The organism is Companilactobacillus versmoldensis DSM 14857 = KCTC 3814, assembly GCF_001434295.1.
Lineage (GTDB): Bacteria > Bacillota > Bacilli > Lactobacillales > Lactobacillaceae > Companilactobacillus > Companilactobacillus versmoldensis.
This window is the reverse complement of record NZ_AZFA01000001.1, coordinates 119,812-140,745: the sequence shown is the minus strand read 5'-3', so window position 1 is coordinate 140,745 and position 20,934 is coordinate 119,812. Positions and strand designations below refer to the sequence as shown.

The window sequence follows — 20,934 nt, the reverse complement described above, 5'->3', positions numbered from 1 at the left end:
TTACCTTATATTATTGGTATAACCACATTGTGACTTTTAATCTCAAAATATTTTTGTGCAAAAAAAATTAGAATATTTTAAGGCAATTGATAAATATAATTATCAGGTGATAAACGCTTATACTTAAATCACAATATGGTCCAGATAAATCTTAATATTTATAGCTTTGTGTCAATATGTAAGAAGATTCGAAGTTCTTTTCAATACTTTTTCATCAACAATTGTAAGCGTTTCATTTAAGCTGATATCGGGCATAATTATTCATACTAGTTTTAATAAGATCCGTTCATATATGCTTACTTTTACAACTTTAATTTCATCATGCACAAAAAAAGTCGACCTTTTATACGATCAGCGTCATTTTGCTTATTTATTATCGTTGGTTTCTTTACCACGATTCAAATTTAAGACCGACATAAAGGCCTCTTGAGGAATAGAAACTTTTCCAACTTCCTTCATTCGTTTCTTGCCGGCTTTTTGCTTATTGAGCAACTTATCACGTCTAGTTCTATCACCACCATACAACTTGGCAGTAACATCTTTTCGATATGCTTTAACTGTTGCTCGTGCAACAATCTTATTTCCAATAGCTGCCTGGATAGGGATTTCAAACATTTGACGAGGAATAACTTCCTTTAATTTTGATACAATGTCGCGCCCTCTTTGGAAGGCAAAATCCTTATGAACGATAAAGCTCAAAGCATCGACGGGTTCTCCATTGAGGAGGATATCCATTTTGACCAACTCACTTGGTTCATAGTCGTCTACCTCATAATCCAGTGATGCGTAACCTTTGGTGTTTGACTTCAAATCGTCAAAGAAGTCGAAAATGATTTCCAACAATGGAAGCTTATAAATCACATTCACTCGATATTTGTCCAAATAATCCATTGTAACGAACTCCCCACGTTTTCTTTGACAGAGTTCCATCACTGGCCCAACAAAGTCCTCAGGCACCATTATTTCGGCACGTACATATGGTTCCTGGATCTCTTGGATCTCGGAAGATTCAGGCAATTCAGCTGGATTATCAACGATGATCTCATCACCATCAGTCTTAGTAACATGATAGTCAACGGAGGGCGAAGTTATGATCAGTTCAAGATTGAATTCACGTTCCAAACGCTCTTGAACTACATCCATGTGGAGCAAGCCTAAGAATCCACAACGAAAACCAAATCCCAAAGCCTGAGACGTTTCTGGCTCATACTCTAGGGCAGCATCATTTAATTGCAGTTTTTCTAAAGCTTCACGCAGATCTTCGTATTTACTATTATCGACTGGATACATACCTGCATAAACCATAGGTGTACTTTGGCGATAACCTTCAAGTGGTTCAGCAGTTGGATTGTCAGCCAAAGTGACTGTATCACCCACTTGGGTGTCCTTAACTGACTTGATACTTGCTGTGATGTAGCCAACGTCTCCGGCCATCAGATATTCTCTGGTGACAGCTTTAGGTGACATCACACCAACTTCTGTAACTTCAAATTTTTTGTTATTATTCATGATCTCAATCGTATCACCGGGCTTAACAACACCTTCGAACAATCTGACATTCAAAACAACGCCACGATAGCTGTCGTAAACTGAATCAAAAATCAATGCTTTTAACGGTGCATCAATATCACCAGTTGGTGCAGGGATATCCGTTACGATCCGCTCAATCAATTCATCAATACCTACACCTGTTTTGGCACTAGTCAAAACAGCATTATCAGCATCGATACCAATCATTTCTTCAATCTCAGTTTTCACTTTTTCCGGTTCAGCTGAAGGTAAATCAATTTTGTTGATAACTGGCAAAATCTCGAGGTCATTGTCGATTGCCAAATAAGTGTTAGCTAGTGTTTGTGCTTCAACACCTTGAGCAGCATCAACGATCAATAGAGCACCTTCACAGGCAGCTAAAGAACGTGAGACCTCGTATGAAAAATCAACGTGTCCTGGTGTATCGATCAAATGGAATATATAAGTCTCACCATCTTTTGCCTTATACTCTAATTCCACAGCGTTTAGCTTGATCGTGATCCCACGTTCACGTTCAAGAGGCATATCATCAAGGATCTGAGCTTTCATATCTCTTTTAGCGATTGTATTGGTCTTCTCCAATATTTGATCAGCAATGGTTGATTTACCATGATCAATATGTGCAACGATTGAAAAGTTACGCATATGCTTTTGTCTTTCTTTTAATTTATCTAAGTCCATTTATGTTCTCCTTTAACCAAACCATTATAACAAAAAAAGGCTTGTGGCACGTTCATTTATGATTAAATAAATTCCTAATAAAAATCGCAAACTCACCAAGTGAATTTGCGATTATTTTTAATTATTCGCCTTTAAAAGCGTCACGTACCTTATTGAAAAAATTACTATCTTTTTCTTTGACTTTGTCACCGCCAACTTCAGCAAACTTCTTCAAAGCATTTCTTTGTTCACTTGAAAGTTTCCGTGGTATAACGATATTAACTGTTACTTTTTCGTCTCCAATACTCTTACTATTCAAAACAGGGGCACCCTTGCCACGTAGTCTGAATGAAGTACCAGTCTGAGTACCACTTGGAATAGTCAATTTAACTGGTCCATGGACCGTATTAACATCGATTTCATCACCTAAAGTTGCTTGTGGGAAACTGATATTAACTGAAGCATAGATAGTTGAACCATCACGAGTGAATTCTCTACTTGGTGCTACCTTGAAGACGATGTATAAGTCGCCATAAGGTCCGCCATTTTCACCGACTTCACCTTGACCATCTAAACGCATTTGTTGGCCATCTTCAACACCTGCAGGAACAGTAACTTTAAGGGTATGTTTCTCGTTGACCTTACCAGAACCATGACAAGTATCACACTTGTCTTTGATTTCTTTACCTGAACCATTGCAGACGTCACAAACAACCCGAGTGCGCATGCGACCAAGTGGAGTTTGACGTTCCACTTCAACATAACCTGAACCATGACATTTACTACATGTGATCGGACTAGTACCAGGTTTAGCACCGTTACCGCCACAAGTAGCACATTTTTCCTCACGGTTGTATGAAATAGTTGTCTTCTTGCCAAAGACACCTTCTTCAAAGGTCAGATCCATCCGATACTGTAAATCAGAACCAGGACGTGGTGAATTAGGGTTTTGTCTTGAAGCACCGCCACCAAAGAATTGGCTAAAGATATCTTCAAATCCACCAAAACCGTCTCCAGCACCGCCGCCGAAGCCACCAAATCCTTGTGAAGCTCCACCATTCATACCGGCTGAACCATATTGATCATATTGAGCCCGTTTTTGTGGATCTTTCAAGGTCTCATAAGCATCGTTTATCTGCTTAAATTTTTCCTCAGCATCTGGAGCTTTATTAATATCAGGATGATATTTTTTTGAAAGCTTCCGGAATGCATGCTTTATGTCATCTTGTGAGGCGTCTTTATCAACACCTAAAACATCATATGGATCTCGATCTGCCATTAAAAATCACCTTTATATAAAAGTTGGGACAAATCACTTTGTCCCAACTGTAGAATATTCGTCCAACTACTGAATTATAACAGTTTTAACCATTAAAAGTGGTCAATTGGATTATTTTTTGTCTTTATCTGGGTCTACTTCTTTAAAGTCACCATCAACGGTCTTACCGTCGTCTGATTTACCTTTTTCATCAGAACCCTTTGCGTCTCCACTAGCTTGACCTTCAGCTCCACCTTGTGCTTGTTGAGCTTGTTGATAAAGTTTAACTGATAAGTCTTGGATAATCTTATTCAAATCATCACGTTTTGACTTCATTTCTTCAAGGTCACCAGAATCTTGAGCCTTCTTCAAGGCATCACGAGCATCTTCTGCCTTCTTGATCTCGTCATCGGAAACTTTACCTTTAACGTCTTTCAAAGTCTTATCTGTTTGGAACAATGCTTGTTCAACATCATTCTTAACATCGGCTTCTTCCTTACGCTTATTATCGGCATCCTCGTTTTCTTTGGCTTCTTTCATCATCTTATCGATTTCATCATCAGAAAGACCAGATGAACTCTTGATAGTGATCTTTTGTTCCTTGTTTGTACCTAAATCTTTAGCAGAAACATTAACGATACCGTTCTTATCAATATCGAATTTAACTTCGATCTGTGGTACACCACGAGGTGCAGCAGGGATATCTGTTAATTGGAAACGACCTAAAGTCTTATTATCTGCAGCCATTGGACGTTCACCTTGCATAACATGAATATCAACAGCACTTTGGTTATCAGCAGCAGTTGAGAACGTTTGTGACTTACTTGTTGGGATAGTAGTATTTCTATCGATCAACTTAGTGAAGACACCACCCATTGTTTCGATACCAAGTGACAATGGAGTAACATCAAGTAAAACAACATCCTTAACATCACCAGAGATAACACCACCTTGAATAGCAGCACCTAGAGCAACGGCTTCGTCAGGGTTGATTGAGTGGTCGGGTGTCTTGCCTGTCCATTTTTCAACAGCTTCTTGAACAGCAGGAATACGTGTTGAACCACCATTTAAGATAACTTTATCAACGTCACCAGTTGATAAATTAGCATCCTTCAAAGCATTGTCGACAGGATCTTTAGTTCTTTCAACTAAATCGGCTGTCAATTCATCAAATTTAGCACGTGTTAATGTTTTTTCCAAATGCAATGGACCATTATCACCAGAAGAGATGAATGGCAAACTGATAGTTGTTTGGCTAACACCTGAAAGATCCTTCTTAGCTTTTTCAGCAGCATCCTTCAATCTTTGTTTAGCCATCTTGTCTTGTGACAAGTCAACACCGTTTTTAGCTTTAAATTGTGAAACTAACCAATCCATGATGTGTTGATCAAAATCATCACCACCAAGTTTTGTATCACCATTTGTTGATAGTACTTCGAAAACACCATCACCTAATTCAAGGATAGAAACATCAAATGTACCACCACCAAGGTCATAAACAAGGATCTTTTCATCACCCTTATCGTTATCTAGACCATAAGCAAGTGCTGAAGCTGTTGGTTCGTTAACGATACGTTTAACGTTTAAACCAGCAATCTTACCAGCATCTTTAGTAGCTTGTCTTTGTGAATCGTTGAAGTAAGCAGGTACAGTAACAACAGCATCTGTTACATCTTCACCTAAATAATCTTCAGAGAATTTCTTGATATATTGTAAGATCATAGCTGAAATTTCTTGTGGAGTATATGACTTGCCAGCAACTGTTACTTTGTAACCTGACTCACCCATATGTCTCTTAATTGATGAAACAGTATCAGGATTAGTGATAGCTTGTCTTTTGGCAACTTCACCAACTTGAATTTCACCATCTTTAAAAGCTACAACTGAAGGAGTAGTTCTTGCACCTTCAGGGTTAGCGATAATTTTTGGGGAACCACCTTCAAGAACAGCGACAGCTGAGTTTGTTGTACCCAAATCAATACCGATTACTTTAGACATAAACAAATACCTCTTTATTTTTTAAAATTTATTTTGCAACAACGACCATTGCAGGACGTAAAACTCGATCATGTAACTGATAGCCTTTTTGTAAGACTTGAACCACTGTGTCTGCAGGATGATCTTTGTCTGCAGGAACAGTTTGAACAGCTTGATTGAAATTAGGATCAAATTTCTCACCAACACTATTGATCTCAGTTACCCCATTATCATTGATAGCTGTGACCATATGTTGTTGAACCATCTCAACACCTTTTTTCAATTGTTTGCCAGTGTCATCACTGACTTCGACTGTCAGGGCCCTTTCCAGATTGTCTAACACTGGAAGGATCTCTTTAGCTAATTTTTGGCCGTCATACTTAAGTAATCCAGCAACTTCTTTTTTCTGACGAGTAGCCATATTTTGAATCTCGGCTTCACTGCGAATGTACTTATCTTCGAGTTCGTCATTTTTTTTCTGCAAATCAGTTAATTGCTTTTGCAATTCAACTGGATCTGGTTGATTTTTATCAGCCTTAGTAGCAGATTTGTGAGAAGTTTTTTCCTTCGAAGTTTCATCTGCTGTTTTACTCTTTGTTTTAACATCTTCAGTTGAAGACGTAGCTTCTGCAGAAGTCTTGCTTTGCTTTGCTTTTTCTTTATCTGCCATTACAGCCTCCTATATCATGAATCATCATACCGTGAGTAATAGTCGATCAAACGCTTAGCAAGCTCGGTCCTGAACTCTCCTAGCAATCCTATCAACTGTGAGTAATGCATCGTTGTAGGACCTAACAGTGCGATAATACCTTTGCCGTGATGTCCTACATCATAATTTGCCGTAATGATACTATAATTCTTCAAAGCATCTGAGCCTAATTCGCTACCAAGCCGGACTCTGATGCCATCATCTGAAGAATGTGGATCAAGTAGTTTTTCAAGGTCATTACTCTGATTAATAATCGAGAACAATGACTGTACTTCACCAATATCATTACCATCAGCATAATTTAATAGATTCAATTGACCATCGACGAAATATTTATCCGAATCGGCTTTTCTAAATAATTCATCGACCATGTCAACCAGGCCTTCAGCTGAATGCATATAATGCGAAAGCATCATTGGCATTTCATTGTGAAGCATTTCGATCACTTTCGGTAATGGTTGACCAACTAATTTATCATTAACGATATTTACAAATTTTTCAATCAACGAGCTGTCGATCTCATCATCCACCGTATAAATATTATTCTCAACATTGTTATCACTAGTAACAATAATCGCCATGATTTGATGAGAATTAAGTGGAACGATCCGAAATCCCGTTAGCAACGTACGATTACTTTCAGGACCTAAGGTGATAGCTGTATAACTCGTTAAATGAGAAAGAATCTTGGCCGAGCGTTCAATAATATCATCCAGCTGATGATAAGTCTGACCAAAATCTTCATCAATCTTTTTGGCAATATCTTGTGGCACGATACTAGGTTGGACTAAATAATCTAAGTAATACCGATATCCATTGATAGAAGGAACACGTCCAGAGGATAGATGAGTCTTCTCGAGATAGCCTATCTCCTCTAACGTGGCCATTTCATTTCGAATAGTTGCAGAACTAACATGAAATGGCAAAGCATTCATCAATGTTTTTGATCCAACCGGCTGGCCGGTATCTGTAAAAATGCGCACGACTTCTCTCAAGATTGCATCTTGACGTTCCGATAACATTATACCGTCCTCCTTTTAGCACTATTCATATTGGAGTGCTAACAATGTAAAATATAACAATCTGAGCCATATGTGTCAAGTAATGCCACCTAAAAATATCCTTTTTCCAGAAAAAATAATAAATATGAATATATTTACTTTTTTATGATTGAAAATGATTCTCAGAAATAAAAAAAATCCAGTCTCCTGAATTTTTATCTAGTTTTTAACTTTAAATATTGACGCGAGTTTTGGCGATCTTTTTCTAGCTGATCAACTAATCCCTCTGGACCATCAAATTTAACCTCTCCGCGCAAATAATGAAGCCATTGGATCTCGACCTCTTTGCCGTAGATATCAGCATCAAAATCGAAAATATTTGTTTCCACGGTAATGCCAGTGTTTTCCTGAAAGGTCACATTGTACCCAACGGAAGTCATGGAATCATACCAATTTCCGTCAACTTGTAGTCTAGTTGCATAGACACCAATTGAAGGGATCAATTCCCCTTTCCCAACGGCTAAATTAGCAGTTGGAAAACCCAACTTTCTCCCTCGTTGCAATCCATGAACTACGGTGCCAGAATTTTGATAATTATATCCGAGCAATTCATTAGCCTCATCGATCTGATTGGTCTCGATCATTTTCTTGATGGAACTAGATCCAATCTTTTCAGTTTCAAAGGTTTGTTCGGGTACAGTGATGATCTTAAACTCATCGCGAGAATAGTTAGGCAAAGTCTGCATATTAGCAATATCTCGTTTGCCATAGGTGTAATCAAAGCCAGCTACAACATACTTGGCATGCATCCCAATCATATATTCATCAACAAATTCCTGCGGTTTCAACTGTGAAAAGTCAGAAGTGAATTTAACAAAATATAAATAATCGACACCCAATTTTTCAACTAATTGCTGCTTACGTTGCTCCGTCGATAAATATTTAAAGTTTTTTTCATGTTGATAGACCACTCTTGGTGAACGGTCGAAAGTTATCAAAACTGATTTCAAGCCCTGCTCATGAGCGAGTTTTACTCCAGTATTAATAACCTTTTGATGCCCCAAATGAACACCATCGAAAAATCCCATGATCAGGACAGTATCGTCAGACGGAATTTCTTCAGATTTTAATGGGTGCGTAACGTGTAGTGTCTTCATAGCCATCTTCTTTTACTCATTTTTTAATAACATCATATCAGGTATCCACGTATTACGATTTTTATCAAACTTATAAATCGCTTTAGTGATGCCTTCACGAGTGACGCGTAAATTTTGACTAGTATCAGCTTGTGGTAAATCTAAAAATCCACCATGTAATACGCCAATCGTCCATTCCTCGTCTGTTAATTCATGACGAGGGACATCAGATAAGACATCGTCGATACTTTGTAAAAAGTCAGTCCTATTTGATTTTACCATTGATTCGATTTCAGACAATTTGAAAGTTTGCGATAATTCGTAACCGGCGCTCTTGGTTCTTGTCAATTGTGACATATATGCTGGTAAACCTAATTCAGCTCCAAATTGAACAGCTAAAGTCCGCACATAAGTCCCCTTTGAACAACGAACATGGAATTTGATTTTTTGTTCACCAGTTTCAAGATCAAAACTCGGCTCACCCAGTAAACTAAAACTGTAAATCGTAATATCGCGTTCAGGACGTTCCACCGTTTGACCAATTCGAGCATACTCATAAAGCTTGCGACCATTGACTTTTACAGCCGAAAACATTGGAGGTATCTGCTTCAATGGACCTGTCATTTTTACGAAAACACGATTTATGTCATCTAAAGCAATCGGTTCTGACAGTTTGACTTCTTTAACGACGTCACCTTCACGGTCTTCAGTAGTGGTCATTTTACCTAACGTGATTTCCCCCTCATATTCCTTAGGAGAATTGGTTAGCGTATTGACTAACTTAGTAGCTTGGCCAACACAAATTGGCAATACACCATCGACTAAAGGATCAAGTGTACCTGTATGACCAATTTTTTTGGTTTTCAATACTTTTCTTAATAAATATACATAATCTGAACTAGTTTTACCTATTTCTTTTTGTAAAGGAATTACACCATTCATAATTTTCTCCAGATACAAAAATTACACCTAATCGTCTAGGCAATTAGATGTAATTTAGTAATTTCTATTAACGATTTTGTTCGTCTTGATGCAATCTAGCAATCAATTGATCAATTTTTTCACCATAACGAATGGATTGATCTTGTTTAAAAATCAATTCTGGAACTTTATATAAAGTTAAACGAGAACCTAACTCTCCTCGAATCAATCCTTTAGCTTTATCGAGTCCTTGTTGAGTTTTTTCAACATCACTAGCTTTTTCTGACAAAATGCTGTAATAAATGGTTGCCTGTTGGAGGTCACCAGTCATTTCAACACCTGTAACAGTTACGCCTTGAACTCGTGGATCACGAACACGTTTGAGCAAGATATCATTGACTTCTTTTTGAATCTCTTGTTCAACCCTACCAATACGGTGTTTCATAGTTTCATCTCCTATTTGACAGGAACTTGTTCCATCACATAGGCTTCGATTTCGTCGCCGATCTTGATGTCATTGTAGTTTTCGATAGTAACACCACATTCAAATCCAGCCTTAACTTCCTTAACGTCATCTTTATAACGTTTAAGAGAACCTAATTTGCTTTCATTGATAACAATACCGTCACGAATCAATCTAACGCCACTATCACGTGTGATATTTCCACTATTAACGATACATCCAGCAATTGTACCGATCTTAGAAACGTTGTAAGTTTCACGAACAGTTAAGTTACCTGTAACTTTTTCTTCATAAACTGGTTCGAGCATACCCTTCATAGCAGATTCAATCTCATCAATTGCTTGGTAGATAACTCTGTGAAGACGAATGTCGACATTTTCTTCCTTAGCTTGTGTACGAGCTTGAGCTGTAGGACGAACGTTGAACCCGATAATAATTGCGTTTGAAGCAGAAGCTAAGTTGACATCACTTTCAGTGATTGCACCAACGGCTTGATGAATAATGTTCACTCGAACACCCTTACCTTCAATCTTCTTCAAACTTCCAGCAATAGCTTCGGCAGAACCTTGAACATCGGCTTTAATGATAACGTCGACAGTCTTGAGTTCTCCTTCTTTCATTGTTTCAAACAAGTTGTCCAATGTCACTGGATTGGTGTTTTGACGTTCTTTTTCAAGAGCTTGGCTAGCACGTTTTTCACCAGCAGCACGAGCTGTTTTTTCATCATCAAAGACAACGAATTTATCAGCAGATTCGGGAACATCATTCAAACCAGTAATTTCAATTGGTTGTGATGGTGTAGCTTTTTTAACTTCTTTACCATGATCATTAGTCATTGTTCTGACACGACCATAAGTATTACCAACAACAACTGGATCTCCAACATGAAGCGTACCTTGTTGAACAAGTAATGAAGCAACTGGTCCACGGCCTTTATCAAGCTTAGCTTCGATGACTGTACCGACAGCTTTTTGATCTTGGTTGGCCTTAAGTTCCAAGACATCAGCTTCCAAATTAATCATTTCCAATAATTGATCGATGTTTGTACCCATCTTAGCTGAAATATCAACAAAGATAGTATTTCCACCATAATCTTCTGGAATCAAGTCGTATTCCATCAATTGTTCAGTAACATGTTGTGGATTTGCGCCTGGTTTATCAATCTTATTAACTGCAACGATAATTGGATCATTGGCAGCTTTAGCATGGTTGATAGCTTCGATTGTCTGTGGCATAACACCATCATCAGCAGCTACAACAAGCACGACGATATCAGTAATATCAGCACCACGTGCACGCATATTAGTAAAGGCGGCATGTCCAGGAGTATCCAAGAAAGTAATCAAACGATCTTGAAGACGTACTTGATAAGCACCAATATGTTGAGTAATACCGCCAGCTTCACCAGCAGTGACATGAGTATGTCTTAGGTGATCTAGCAAGGTTGTTTTACCATGGTCAACGTGTCCCATGATAGTAACAACTGGAGGTCTTGGAGTTTGATTTTCCGTACTCTTACTTTCAGCTTCAAAGTATTGATCAATATCAGAAATATCTTCTTCAACTTTTTCTTCAGCATTAATGCCATAATCAGTGGCTAACAATTCAATTGTATCTTTGTCCAATGATTGGTTTTGGTTGATCATGATACCGAGCATAAATAACTTTTTAACAATTTCTGCTGGTTCACGATGCAATGTCTTTCCAAGGTCTTGAGCGTTCATACCAACTGTATAAACCAATGTTTCTGGTAATGGACGTTCCTTTCTCTTTGGCATAACCTTCTTTGGTTCATTATTACGTTGACGTTGTTGTCTCTTTCTTTCCTTCTTCTTCTTACGAGTACCGAATGGATTGGCGAGATTAGTCTTGTGACCAAAGTTACGATTATTGTTATTGTTACTTGGCTTTTTGTATTCAGCCTTTGGAGCTTCAACCTTACGATTTTGATTATTATTCGTATTATTGTTATTTGTCTTAGCAGCCGTATTGTTATTGTTTGCAGGACGTGCGTTATTTGGACGTCTTGTCTCATTTGAACGGTTGTTATTATTATTTGTGTGATTGTTGTTTGGACGACCAGAATTGTTATTAGGACGGCCATGATTGTTACTATTGTTACTGTGACGGTGATTATTATTAGGACGGTTAGTTACACGACTAGCATCCTGAATATTTGTCTTGTATTTCTCAAGATATTTATTACCGGCACTTTGTCTTGGTCTTGGTGCTTGTGAAGTAGTCTGTTCACGCCGAACATTGTTATTACGACGATCACGAGATTGGAAGTTGCGATTGTTGTTTGGACGACTACCACTGTTATTGTTGTTACGGTTGTTGTTATTATTGCTGTTGTTATTTGGACGTGCATTATTACTTGTTGGTCGACTATTGTTGTGGTTATTTGGTCGAGCAGCATTATTGCCATGTTGATTGTTGTTGCGAGCATGGTTGTTATTATGATTATTGTTATGATCAAAATGTCCGTGATTTGCCTTGTTAGGGTCACGTCTTACAGCAGTTATTTTGATCTTAGTTTTATGATCACCAGAATTTGAATTAGATTTTGGTGTAGCATTTTCTGTTGATTCTGCTTTAGCAGGTTTCTTAGCTGGGGCGTTTTTAGCGCTAGACTTTGAACTCTTCAATGCAGAAACGATTTTCTTTTCAGTTGTTTCATCAACAGATGCCATATGATTCTTTACGTCTAAGCCTAATTTTGCAGCAACATCCAATACAGCTTGATTCTCGACACTATTTTCTTTTGCAATAGTATAGATTCTTTTTTTGGCCATCCTATCACACTCCTTATTTTTGCATAATTTCTTTTAACCTTTTAGCAATTCCTAGATCAGTTATACCCATAACTTTCCTATCCTTACCGATTGATTTTTTTAATTCTTCACTATTAAAGTTATCAATTATATCTGTTTGATAGTAATTTGCTTTGTCATGCATTGTTTTATTTGTTCGCTCACTACAGTCACTAGCCATTATAACTAATTTTACCGTATTGTCACGAATTCCTTGTAAAGTCATGTCCGTTCCAGTGATTATTTTACCAGCTCGAACAGCTATTCCGAGGAAATTTAAAAATTCATTGTTCAATGTTTCTTACCTAAATCGCCAAATAAGTCCATTCTGGCTTTTTGATGGTCGACAAAATCAAATAATTCATCATAAAAATCCGGTGAAACTTTCTTAGAAAATACTTTTTCTAAAACTTTTTTTGACTTGGCTTCCTTGATTGCATCGGGATCTAGGCCCACATATGCACCACGACCAGATTTTTTTCCAGTAGGGTCAATGGAAATGTTACCTTCTTTATCTCTGACGATTCTGACCATTTCACGTTTTGGAAACATTTTTTCAGTCAGAATATCTTTACGCATTGGAATCTTGCGAGTTCCCATTGTTATCTCCCCCTTTTATTGGTCTGATTTTGATTCGTCTGAATCATCAGCTGTTTGATTTTCACTGGCTTCATCATCATTTGATTCATCAGTCTCAGATGTGTTAGTGGTATCAGCTGCTTGTTCTGCTGCTTCTGCAGCTTCATCAATGTCGTCAATATCTACATCTTGGTCATTGGCATCAACGAATTCAACTTGAGATTCAGGCTTGATATCGATCTTGTAACCAGTCAACTTAGCAGCCAAACGGGCATTTTGACCCTTTTTACCAATTGCTAATGATAAATGATAATCAGGTACGATCACGATACATTGTTGTTTATCGCTATCGTCAAATTGAACAGCAATTACTTCCGCAGGGTTCAAAGCATTTGCAATGTAATCAACTGGATCATCGACAAATGGAACGACATCAATGTTTTCGCCATTCAATTCATCAACAACGGCTTGAACTCTAGAACCCTTAGGACCAACACAAGTACCAACTGGATCAACGTCAGGATTGTCAGATTTAACAGCAATTTTAGTTCTGTCACCTGCTTCACGAGCGATTGAAACAATCTCAACTGTTCCATCATATATTTCTGGAACTTCTTGTTCAAATAAACGCTTAACTAAATTTGGATCTGTTCTTGAAACGAACACTTGTGGACCCTTAGTAGCATTTTCAACTTTTGTTACGTAAACACGGACACGGTCACGTGGGTTATAAGTTTCATTTGGCATTTGATCTGAACGAGGCATTACTGCTTCTATTTTACCAAATATAATGTAGACAAAACGATTATCGGCACGCTCAACGATACCTTGAATGATCTCATGTTCATACTGACTATATTCATTATAAATGATATCACGTTCAGCTTCACGAACACGTTGCATGATAACTTGTTTAGCGGTCTGAGCAGCGATACGGCCGAAATCTTTTGGAGTGACTTCATCTTTGATATGATCGCCGATCTCATAACCTTTGCTTTTCTCTTGTGCGTCAGCTAAAGAAATCTCTAAACGATCATCAGCCACTTCATCGACAACCTCTTTGACAGAGTAAATGTGAATATTACCCTTTTTTTCATCAAAGTCAACTTCAACATTTTGAGCTTGATTATAGTTACGCTTGTAAGCAGCAACTAAAGCTGCTTCTAAAGATTCAATCACATACTCTTTTTTAATACCCTTTTCAGTTTCTAATGCATCAAGTGCATCAACCATTTCTTTTGTCATGCTATTCTCCTTAGAATTCTATTGCAAGTCGAATCTTGGCAATTTTATCCCGTTCAATAACTACTTGCTTTTTAATATTCTTAACTTTGTAAGTCATCGTTATTTGCTCATCAGTAATTGTGTCAAGGTGACCTTCGTATGTCTTTTCCCCATCGATTTTTTGATAGAGAGAAACGTTAACATATGCACCTTCGTAGTTACTTAAATCAGCATCATTTTTTAAGGGGCGTTCAGCTCCTGGTGATGAGACTTCTAAGTAATAGGCTGGATCAATAGGATCCAACTCATCAAGTTTTTCGCCATATTCTTCACTGATCACAGCACAATCGTCGATTGTGATGCCACCCTTTTTGTCAGCATAAACACGTAAATACCAATCCCCATGTTCATGAACCAACTCTAAATCGACCAGAAAGAAATCATGTTTTTCTAAAATAGGCTGTAATATAGCTTTAAGTTCATCAGTTTGTGTGTTCAAATCAACCCTCCATACTAATTCGGCAATAAAAAGAGTGAGCATTTCTGCTCACTCGTTCACGGTAATTAACTAATAATTAATTTACCATATATTTGCGATTAAATCAACTAAAACAACGATAATTGGTTCTCATCAGGCATACCATCCAAAACATGGTTTTCAGTCATGTACTCAATAATAGTTTTGGAGACTTTCCCTCTGGTAGAGAGATCTTCTTTTGACAAGAATGGCTGTTCTTCACGAGCAGCAACGATTTGCTTAGCAACGTTGTCACCTAGGCCTGGAATAGCATTGAAAGGAGCTAATAATGTATGATCATCAATGATCTTAAATTCGAAAGCATCGGATTCTTTCAAATCGACCATGTTTATCTTGAAGCCCCGTTCCAAACATTCGTTAGCGAGCTCCAAGACAGTCAGTAGGTTTTTCTCCTTAGTTGAAGCATCCATTCCCTTATTGTTGATCTCTTGCATAGCGTTTTTAACAGCTTGTTTACCGGATGTCATGGCTACCAAGTCATAATCATCAGCACGAACAGACATGTAGGCACTGTAATAATACAGTGGATAATGGACCTTGAAATAAGCAATCCGCAAAGCCATCAAGATATAGGCCGTCGCATGGGCCTTAGGGAACATATACTTGATCTTCAAGCAAGACTCAATATACCAATCAGGAACGTCAGCATCCTTCATAGCTTGTTTCCACTCATCAGGAATACCACGTCCCTTACGAACGTGCTCCATGATTTGGAAAGAAGTTTGTGAATCCATACCATAATGGATCAAATCCATCATGATATTATCACGACAACCAATAACCTCTTTCAAAGTTACCACACCCTGGTCGATCAATTCTTCAGCATTACCCAACCAAACATCAGTACCATGAGAAAGGCCTGAAATTTGGAGCAATTCCGCAAATGTCGTTGGATGAGTTTTTTCTAACATCCCTCGAACAAACCGTGTACCAAACTCTGGCACACCTAAAGTCCCAGTCTTAGAAAAAATCTGTTCTGGAGTAACACCCAATGATTCCGTCCCAGAAAATAGCGACATAACTTCCGGATCATCAACAGGGATAGTCAATGGATCGATACCAGAAAGATCTTGTAAAGTACGGATCATCGTCGGATCATCATGACCCAAAATATCAAGTTTCAAAATATTATCATGGATCGAATGGAAATCAAAGTGGGTCGTCTTCCAAGCAGCATTTTGGTCATCAGCTGGATATTGGATCGGTGTAAAATCAAAAATATCCATGTCATCCGGAACAACGATGATACCGGCTGGATGTTGACCAGTCGTTCTCTTGACACCTGTCGATCCCATGGCTAAACGCTCTTCCTCGGCATTTCTAAATTGCTGTCCAGTCAGCTCTTCATAATTCTTAACATAACCAAAGGCTGTTCGATCAGCAATGGTACCAATTGTACCAGCACGGAACACGTGGTCCTCACCAAACAATACCTTAGTGTAGTTATGAGCGACTGGCTGATAATCACCAGAGAAATTCAAATCAATATCAGGAACTTTATCACCTTTGAAACCTAAGAAAGTTTCGAAAGGAATATCCTGTCCATCTTTAAGCAATTCAGTCCCACATTTAGGACATTTTTTATCCGGCAAATCAAAACCAGAACCAACTTCACCTTTAGTGAAAAATTCTGAATACTTACATTTAGGACAACGATAGTGCGGAGCAAGTGGATTAACTTCAGTGATACCTGTCATTGTTGCAACGAAACTGGATCCAACTGAACCACGGGAACCAACCAAGTATCCATCTTTATTAGATTTATAAACTAGACGTTGGGCAATCAAGTAAATAACTGAGAACCCATTACCGATGATACTTTTAAGCTCACGATCCATTCGTTTTTGGACGATTTCTGGTAATGGATCGCCATATAATTCATGAGCCTTATTCATCGTTAAACTTCGGATCTCATCTTCAGCTCCATCCATTTTTGGAGTATAGAGTTTGTCTTTGACTGGAGAGATATCATCAATCGAATCCATGATTTTCTTAGGATTATCGACAATGATCTCTTGCTCAGTTGTCTGATCCATAAATGAGAATTCATCAAACATTTCATTAGTTGTCCTAAACTGAACGTCCGGCAATTCTTGACGTGCTAAAGGATTACTTTTGACCGCTTTAATAACGATATCTCGATAAACTTTATCAGTGGGATCTAAATAATGTACATCACCAGTTGCCACGACAGGTTTATTGAGTTCATGTCCCAATTTAACAATATTACTCAAAATCTCTTCCAGTTTATTCTCATCCTGAATGATTTTAATATCTAATAAATGTTGATAAACCGGTTTAGGCATGACTTCAAGATAGTCATAATATTGAGCGATCTCACGAGTTTCGTCATAACCCTTTTGCATCATGGTCGTAAAAACTTCACCATTTTGACAGGCTGAGCCGACGATTATGCCCTCTCGATATTTATTCAATAGTCTTCTGGGAACTCGAGCTGTTCGATAAAAGTATTGCGTCATAGAATAAGAAACGATTTTGAACATGTTCTTTAGACCAGCCTGAGTCTTTGCTAACAAAATAGCATGACTTGGACGAGCTTGCTTATACGCTTCTTCTCCACCGATATTATCATTCAACTGTGAAACATTATTAGTATTATATTTTTCTTCTAATTCATCAAACAATTTATACATTAAATAGCCAGTTGTCTCGGCATCGGAATCTGCTCGGTGATGGTGCTCTAAAACAATATTATATCGTTTAGCTAACGAATCTAACTTATGATTACGATATTCAGAATGAAGTGTTCTTGACATTTCCAAAGTATCGATCACCGGCATCTGCAAACGTGAACGTTTCATTCGTGTTAAGGCAGCATTCATGAAACCCATATCGAAAGTAACATTGTGACCAACCAAAATATCATCACCAATAAAATCCATAAATTTAGATATGATGACTGTCTCGTCCGGAGCATCTTTGACCATATCGTCGGTGATGCTAGTTAAATTAGTCGTCACTTCAGATAATGGATGTCCCGGATTAATAAATTCGTCAAAACGGTCGACCACTTCGCCGTCTTTCATTTTGGTAGCACCAATTTCAATAATTGAATCATAAACAGCTGAGAGTCCAGTTGTTTCTGTATCGAAAATCACATATTCAGCGCCAGCCAAAGGTTGATCGCGCAAATTAAAGGCAATCGGATTACCCTCATCTACTAAATCAACCTCGACTCCATAAGCAATTTTGACACCATATTTCTGACCAGCTGCATAGGCATCAGGAAAGGCTTGTAAGGCCCGATGGTCAGTGATAGCCATTGCTGGCTGTCCCAATTCACTAGCACGTTTGATTAGTGCTGTAGCGCTTGGTATAGCGTCCATTTGGCTCATGTTCGTATGTGCATGAAGTTCGATCCGCTTATTATCACCTTCAGCAGTATCTTTTCGGTACTCATGTTTGATGACATTGATATCACGAGCCATTACGACCAGTTCACGGGAAAAATTATCTTCCCGAACGTCGCCACGTACTCTGATCCAAGCACCTTGATCCAAGCTGTCAAAAAAGGCCTCGTCATCTTCACCATTCGAGAATTTTTTGATACTAAATGAAGATGTGTAGTCAGTAACTTTTAGCAGCAATAATTGACGTCCAGATTTTAATTTACGAACATCTTTGTTGAAAATATAACCCTCAACGACTTTATTACGATCTTCTTCAGTGATTTCTTCCATTGAGGTGATCGGTACATCATCAGGAATCTTCTTACCAACCTTTTTAATGTTAGTTTTAGTTCCTTTTTTGGCTTGCTGTTCACTGGCCGCCTTAGCTTTCGTCTGAAACACTTTTTCCTTTTCAGCATTAGAAGCCTTCAGCTGATCAAGCTTAGCCTGTGACTTTTCTTCGTCAACATTGCAGCGAATCGTGAAGTTAGGAAAGCCCAGATTGCTATATTCAGACTGGATTCCATTGATGATCTCGCCATTCATAAAATCAGCCATGAAACCATTTGAAACGGTGAGAAAAATTTGTCCATTTTCTAGATGTGGTGGGTTTTGTGACATCATTTGTGAGACGACTGGTGAATTTAGCTGTGCATGGCTTAACACATATTCCCAATAATCACGGATCAACTTCTCATCTAGTGGCGCATTGGGGACAGTTATTTCAAAGTCCACTTTAGCAATGTCTTTAAAACCATTGTTGAGCGCCTCATTAAAAATCTGAAAATTATTAAATGGCAAAATATTATTGAACTCAAAAAAGAAAGTCCATCGACGTGATTTCTTATGGACTTCCACTTTGTTCAATTTTGCATTATCAAATAGGCTATTATCTGGTAAAACATTTTCTAATTTAATTTGTTTAATCAGAATTTTAAATAGATCTTTATTATCTGACATAATTTAACCTTTCATAAATAAAAAAAGGCCTAAGCCTCATTACTGATTCTTAAGCAATATTTTTACTGAATTAACTAATTCATCTTTATTGACTTCGATCGTCTCACCAGTTTTTCTCAACTTCAATTCAACGATTGAATCGGCAGCCTTTTTCCCAACTGTGATCCGAATTGGAATACCAATCAAATCTGAGTCGGCAAACTTAACGCCGGGACGTTCATTACGATCGTCTAACAAGACATCATAGCCTTGATCTTTGAGTAATTGAACGACTTCGTCACTAAGCTTCTTTTGAGTATCATCTTTATACTTGATAGGAACAACATGAATTTGGAATGGTGCCAAATTAGCTGGCCAAACAATACCATTTTCATCATTGTGTTGTTCAATAATTGCGGAAAGCAATCTTGAAATACCAATACCATAACTACCCATGATAATAGGTTGTGATTTACCATTTTCATCAAGGAAGTTAGCACCAAGATCTTTAGAGAATTTTGTACCTAGCTTGAAAATGTGACCAATTTCGATCCCACGTGTAAAGTTGATCGTTCCTTTTCCATCAGGTGATTGTTCTCCTTCTTTAACGACACGAACATCATTGAATTTAACGGGGTCTTTTTGAAGGTCTTCAAAATTAGCATTGACGTAATGCTTATCAGCTTGGTTTGTTCCAAGGACAAAATTATCCAATCCTTCTAGTGAGCTATCATAAACAACTTTGATCTTGTCACTCATGTTCATTGGACTGATGAATCCAGGCACACTCTTAAAGACATCAGCTACTTCTTCTGGAGTTGCTTCAACAAGGAAATCAGCCTTCAAAAGATTTTTCAATTTAACATCGTTAACTTGATAGTCGCCACGAATCATAACCAAAACTGGTTGATCATCAGCCATGACAGCAACGGCCTTCATGATCTTGGCAGGATCAACGTCAAGAAATTGAGATAACGCTTCGATGGTATGAACATCAGGAGTATCGACAATTTTCATTGGTTGATGTTCTTCAGCTGGAAGTTGCTTGATCTTACTTGCAGCCATCTCTAAGTTGGCCGAGTATTCACTTTCATCAGAATAAGCAATGGTATCTTCACCAATATCAGCAATAGCTGAAAATTCTTTTGAGTCAGTACCACCCATTGGACCAGCGTCACCGATAATGATCCGATAATTTAAGTCAAAGGCATCAAAAATATTCCGATAAGCACTTTCCATTTGATTGAAGACGACATCCAATTGTTCTTTATTAGCAGTAAATGAATAAGCATCTTTCATATAGAATTCACGACCACGAAGTAGACCATAGCGAGGACGATCTTCATCACGATACTTAGCTTGCATTTGATATAAAACAATTGGCAATTTCTTATAACTATTTAAATCTTCTTTAACAATACTTGTAAAAGTTTCTTCATGGGTAGGACCTAAAACGAATTCACGGTCATGACGATCCTTAAGTTTAAAAAGATTATCACCGTATGTTTCGTAACGGCCACTTTCCTTCCACAAATCAGCTGGCAAAATAGATGGCATTCTCATCTCGACAGCGTCAATATTTTCCATCTCAGTCCGCATAGTATCCTCAATTTTTCTAACCACGTTCCAGGCTAGAGGCAGAAAGGCATATGCTCCGGCTGAAACTTGTCTGATATAGCCAGCACGTAGCATTAACTGATGACTAACTGCTTCAGCATCTGAAGGTGTCTGTTTCAAAGTTGGAATATACATTTGAGATTGTTTCATTGTGGTTCC

Annotated in this window: 15 protein-coding genes; all 15 read right to left on the bottom strand. The window is 38.0% G+C overall.

All coding sequences use genetic code 11. The annotated features are described in order from the left end of the window. Positions 1 to 366: 366 nt before the first annotated feature. A complete protein-coding gene (gene lepA / locus FC27_RS00715) occupies positions 367 to 2,211 on the bottom strand; it encodes a translation elongation factor 4 (RefSeq protein WP_010623608.1) in 1,845 nt (614 codons plus the stop codon). A 121-nt stretch (positions 2,212 to 2,332) separates the two neighbouring features. Beyond that, complete coding sequence (gene dnaJ, locus FC27_RS00710; protein ID WP_010623609.1) at positions 2,333 to 3,469, bottom strand: molecular chaperone DnaJ; 1,137 nt, start codon at positions 3,467 to 3,469, stop codon at positions 2,333 to 2,335. Positions 3,470 to 3,580: 111 nt separating this feature from the next. Continuing rightward, positions 3,581 to 5,446: a molecular chaperone DnaK gene (dnaK, locus tag FC27_RS00705; protein ID WP_010623610.1), complete on the bottom strand. Its 1,866-nt coding sequence runs from the start codon at positions 5,444 to 5,446 to the stop codon at positions 3,581 to 3,583. A gap of 28 nt (positions 5,447 to 5,474) precedes the next feature. Further along, positions 5,475 to 6,095: a nucleotide exchange factor GrpE gene (grpE, locus tag FC27_RS00700; protein WP_010623611.1), complete on the bottom strand. Its 621-nt coding sequence runs from the start codon at positions 6,093 to 6,095 to the stop codon at positions 5,475 to 5,477. A 14-nt stretch (positions 6,096 to 6,109) separates the two neighbouring features. After that, positions 6,110 to 7,156, bottom strand: a complete 1,047-nt coding sequence (hrcA, locus tag FC27_RS00695; RefSeq protein WP_010623612.1) for a heat-inducible transcriptional repressor HrcA — start codon at positions 7,154 to 7,156, stop codon at positions 6,110 to 6,112. A 194-nt stretch (positions 7,157 to 7,350) separates the two neighbouring features. After that, entirely contained in the window at positions 7,351 to 8,292 is a 942-nt protein-coding gene (gene ribF / locus FC27_RS00690) for a riboflavin biosynthesis protein RibF (protein ID WP_029508100.1), read from the bottom strand. 12 nt (positions 8,293 to 8,304) lie between these two features. Then, positions 8,305 to 9,213, bottom strand: coding sequence for a tRNA pseudouridine(55) synthase TruB (gene truB / locus FC27_RS00685; protein ID WP_010623614.1), 909 nt, complete (start codon positions 9,211 to 9,213; stop codon positions 8,305 to 8,307). A gap of 67 nt (positions 9,214 to 9,280) precedes the next feature. After that, a complete protein-coding gene (gene rbfA, locus FC27_RS00680) occupies positions 9,281 to 9,637 on the bottom strand; it encodes a 30S ribosome-binding factor RbfA (protein ID WP_010623615.1) in 357 nt (118 codons plus the stop codon). A gap of 11 nt (positions 9,638 to 9,648) precedes the next feature. Beyond that, complete coding sequence (gene infB, locus FC27_RS00675; protein ID WP_010623616.1) at positions 9,649 to 12,450, bottom strand: translation initiation factor IF-2; 2,802 nt, start codon at positions 12,448 to 12,450, stop codon at positions 9,649 to 9,651. Positions 12,451 to 12,463: 13 nt separating this feature from the next. Further along, positions 12,464 to 12,763, bottom strand: a complete 300-nt coding sequence (locus tag FC27_RS00670; protein WP_010623617.1) for a L7Ae/L30e/S12e/Gadd45 family ribosomal protein — start codon at positions 12,761 to 12,763, stop codon at positions 12,464 to 12,466. Then, complete coding sequence (gene rnpM / locus FC27_RS00665) at positions 12,760 to 13,068, bottom strand: RNase P modulator RnpM (RefSeq protein ID WP_010623618.1); 309 nt, start codon at positions 13,066 to 13,068, stop codon at positions 12,760 to 12,762. The genes FC27_RS00670 and rnpM overlap by 4 nt, the downstream gene beginning before the upstream one ends. A 15-nt stretch (positions 13,069 to 13,083) precedes the next feature. Further along, complete coding sequence (gene nusA, locus FC27_RS00660; RefSeq protein ID WP_010623619.1) at positions 13,084 to 14,292, bottom strand: transcription termination factor NusA; 1,209 nt, start codon at positions 14,290 to 14,292, stop codon at positions 13,084 to 13,086. Between the two features lie 10 nt (positions 14,293 to 14,302). Then, positions 14,303 to 14,812, bottom strand: coding sequence for a ribosome maturation factor RimP (rimP, locus tag FC27_RS00655; RefSeq protein ID WP_193364098.1), 510 nt, complete (start codon positions 14,810 to 14,812; stop codon positions 14,303 to 14,305). A gap of 65 nt (positions 14,813 to 14,877) precedes the next feature. Then, complete coding sequence (locus FC27_RS00650; protein ID WP_010623621.1) at positions 14,878 to 19,179, bottom strand: PolC-type DNA polymerase III; 4,302 nt, start codon at positions 19,177 to 19,179, stop codon at positions 14,878 to 14,880. Positions 19,180 to 19,218: 39 nt separating this feature from the next. Next, the gene (locus FC27_RS00645) at positions 19,219 to 20,925 is read right to left on the bottom strand and encodes a proline--tRNA ligase (RefSeq protein ID WP_010623622.1); all 1,707 of its coding nucleotides are present in this window, start codon (positions 20,923 to 20,925) and stop codon (positions 19,219 to 19,221) included. Between the last annotated feature and the right edge of the window lie 9 nt (positions 20,926 to 20,934).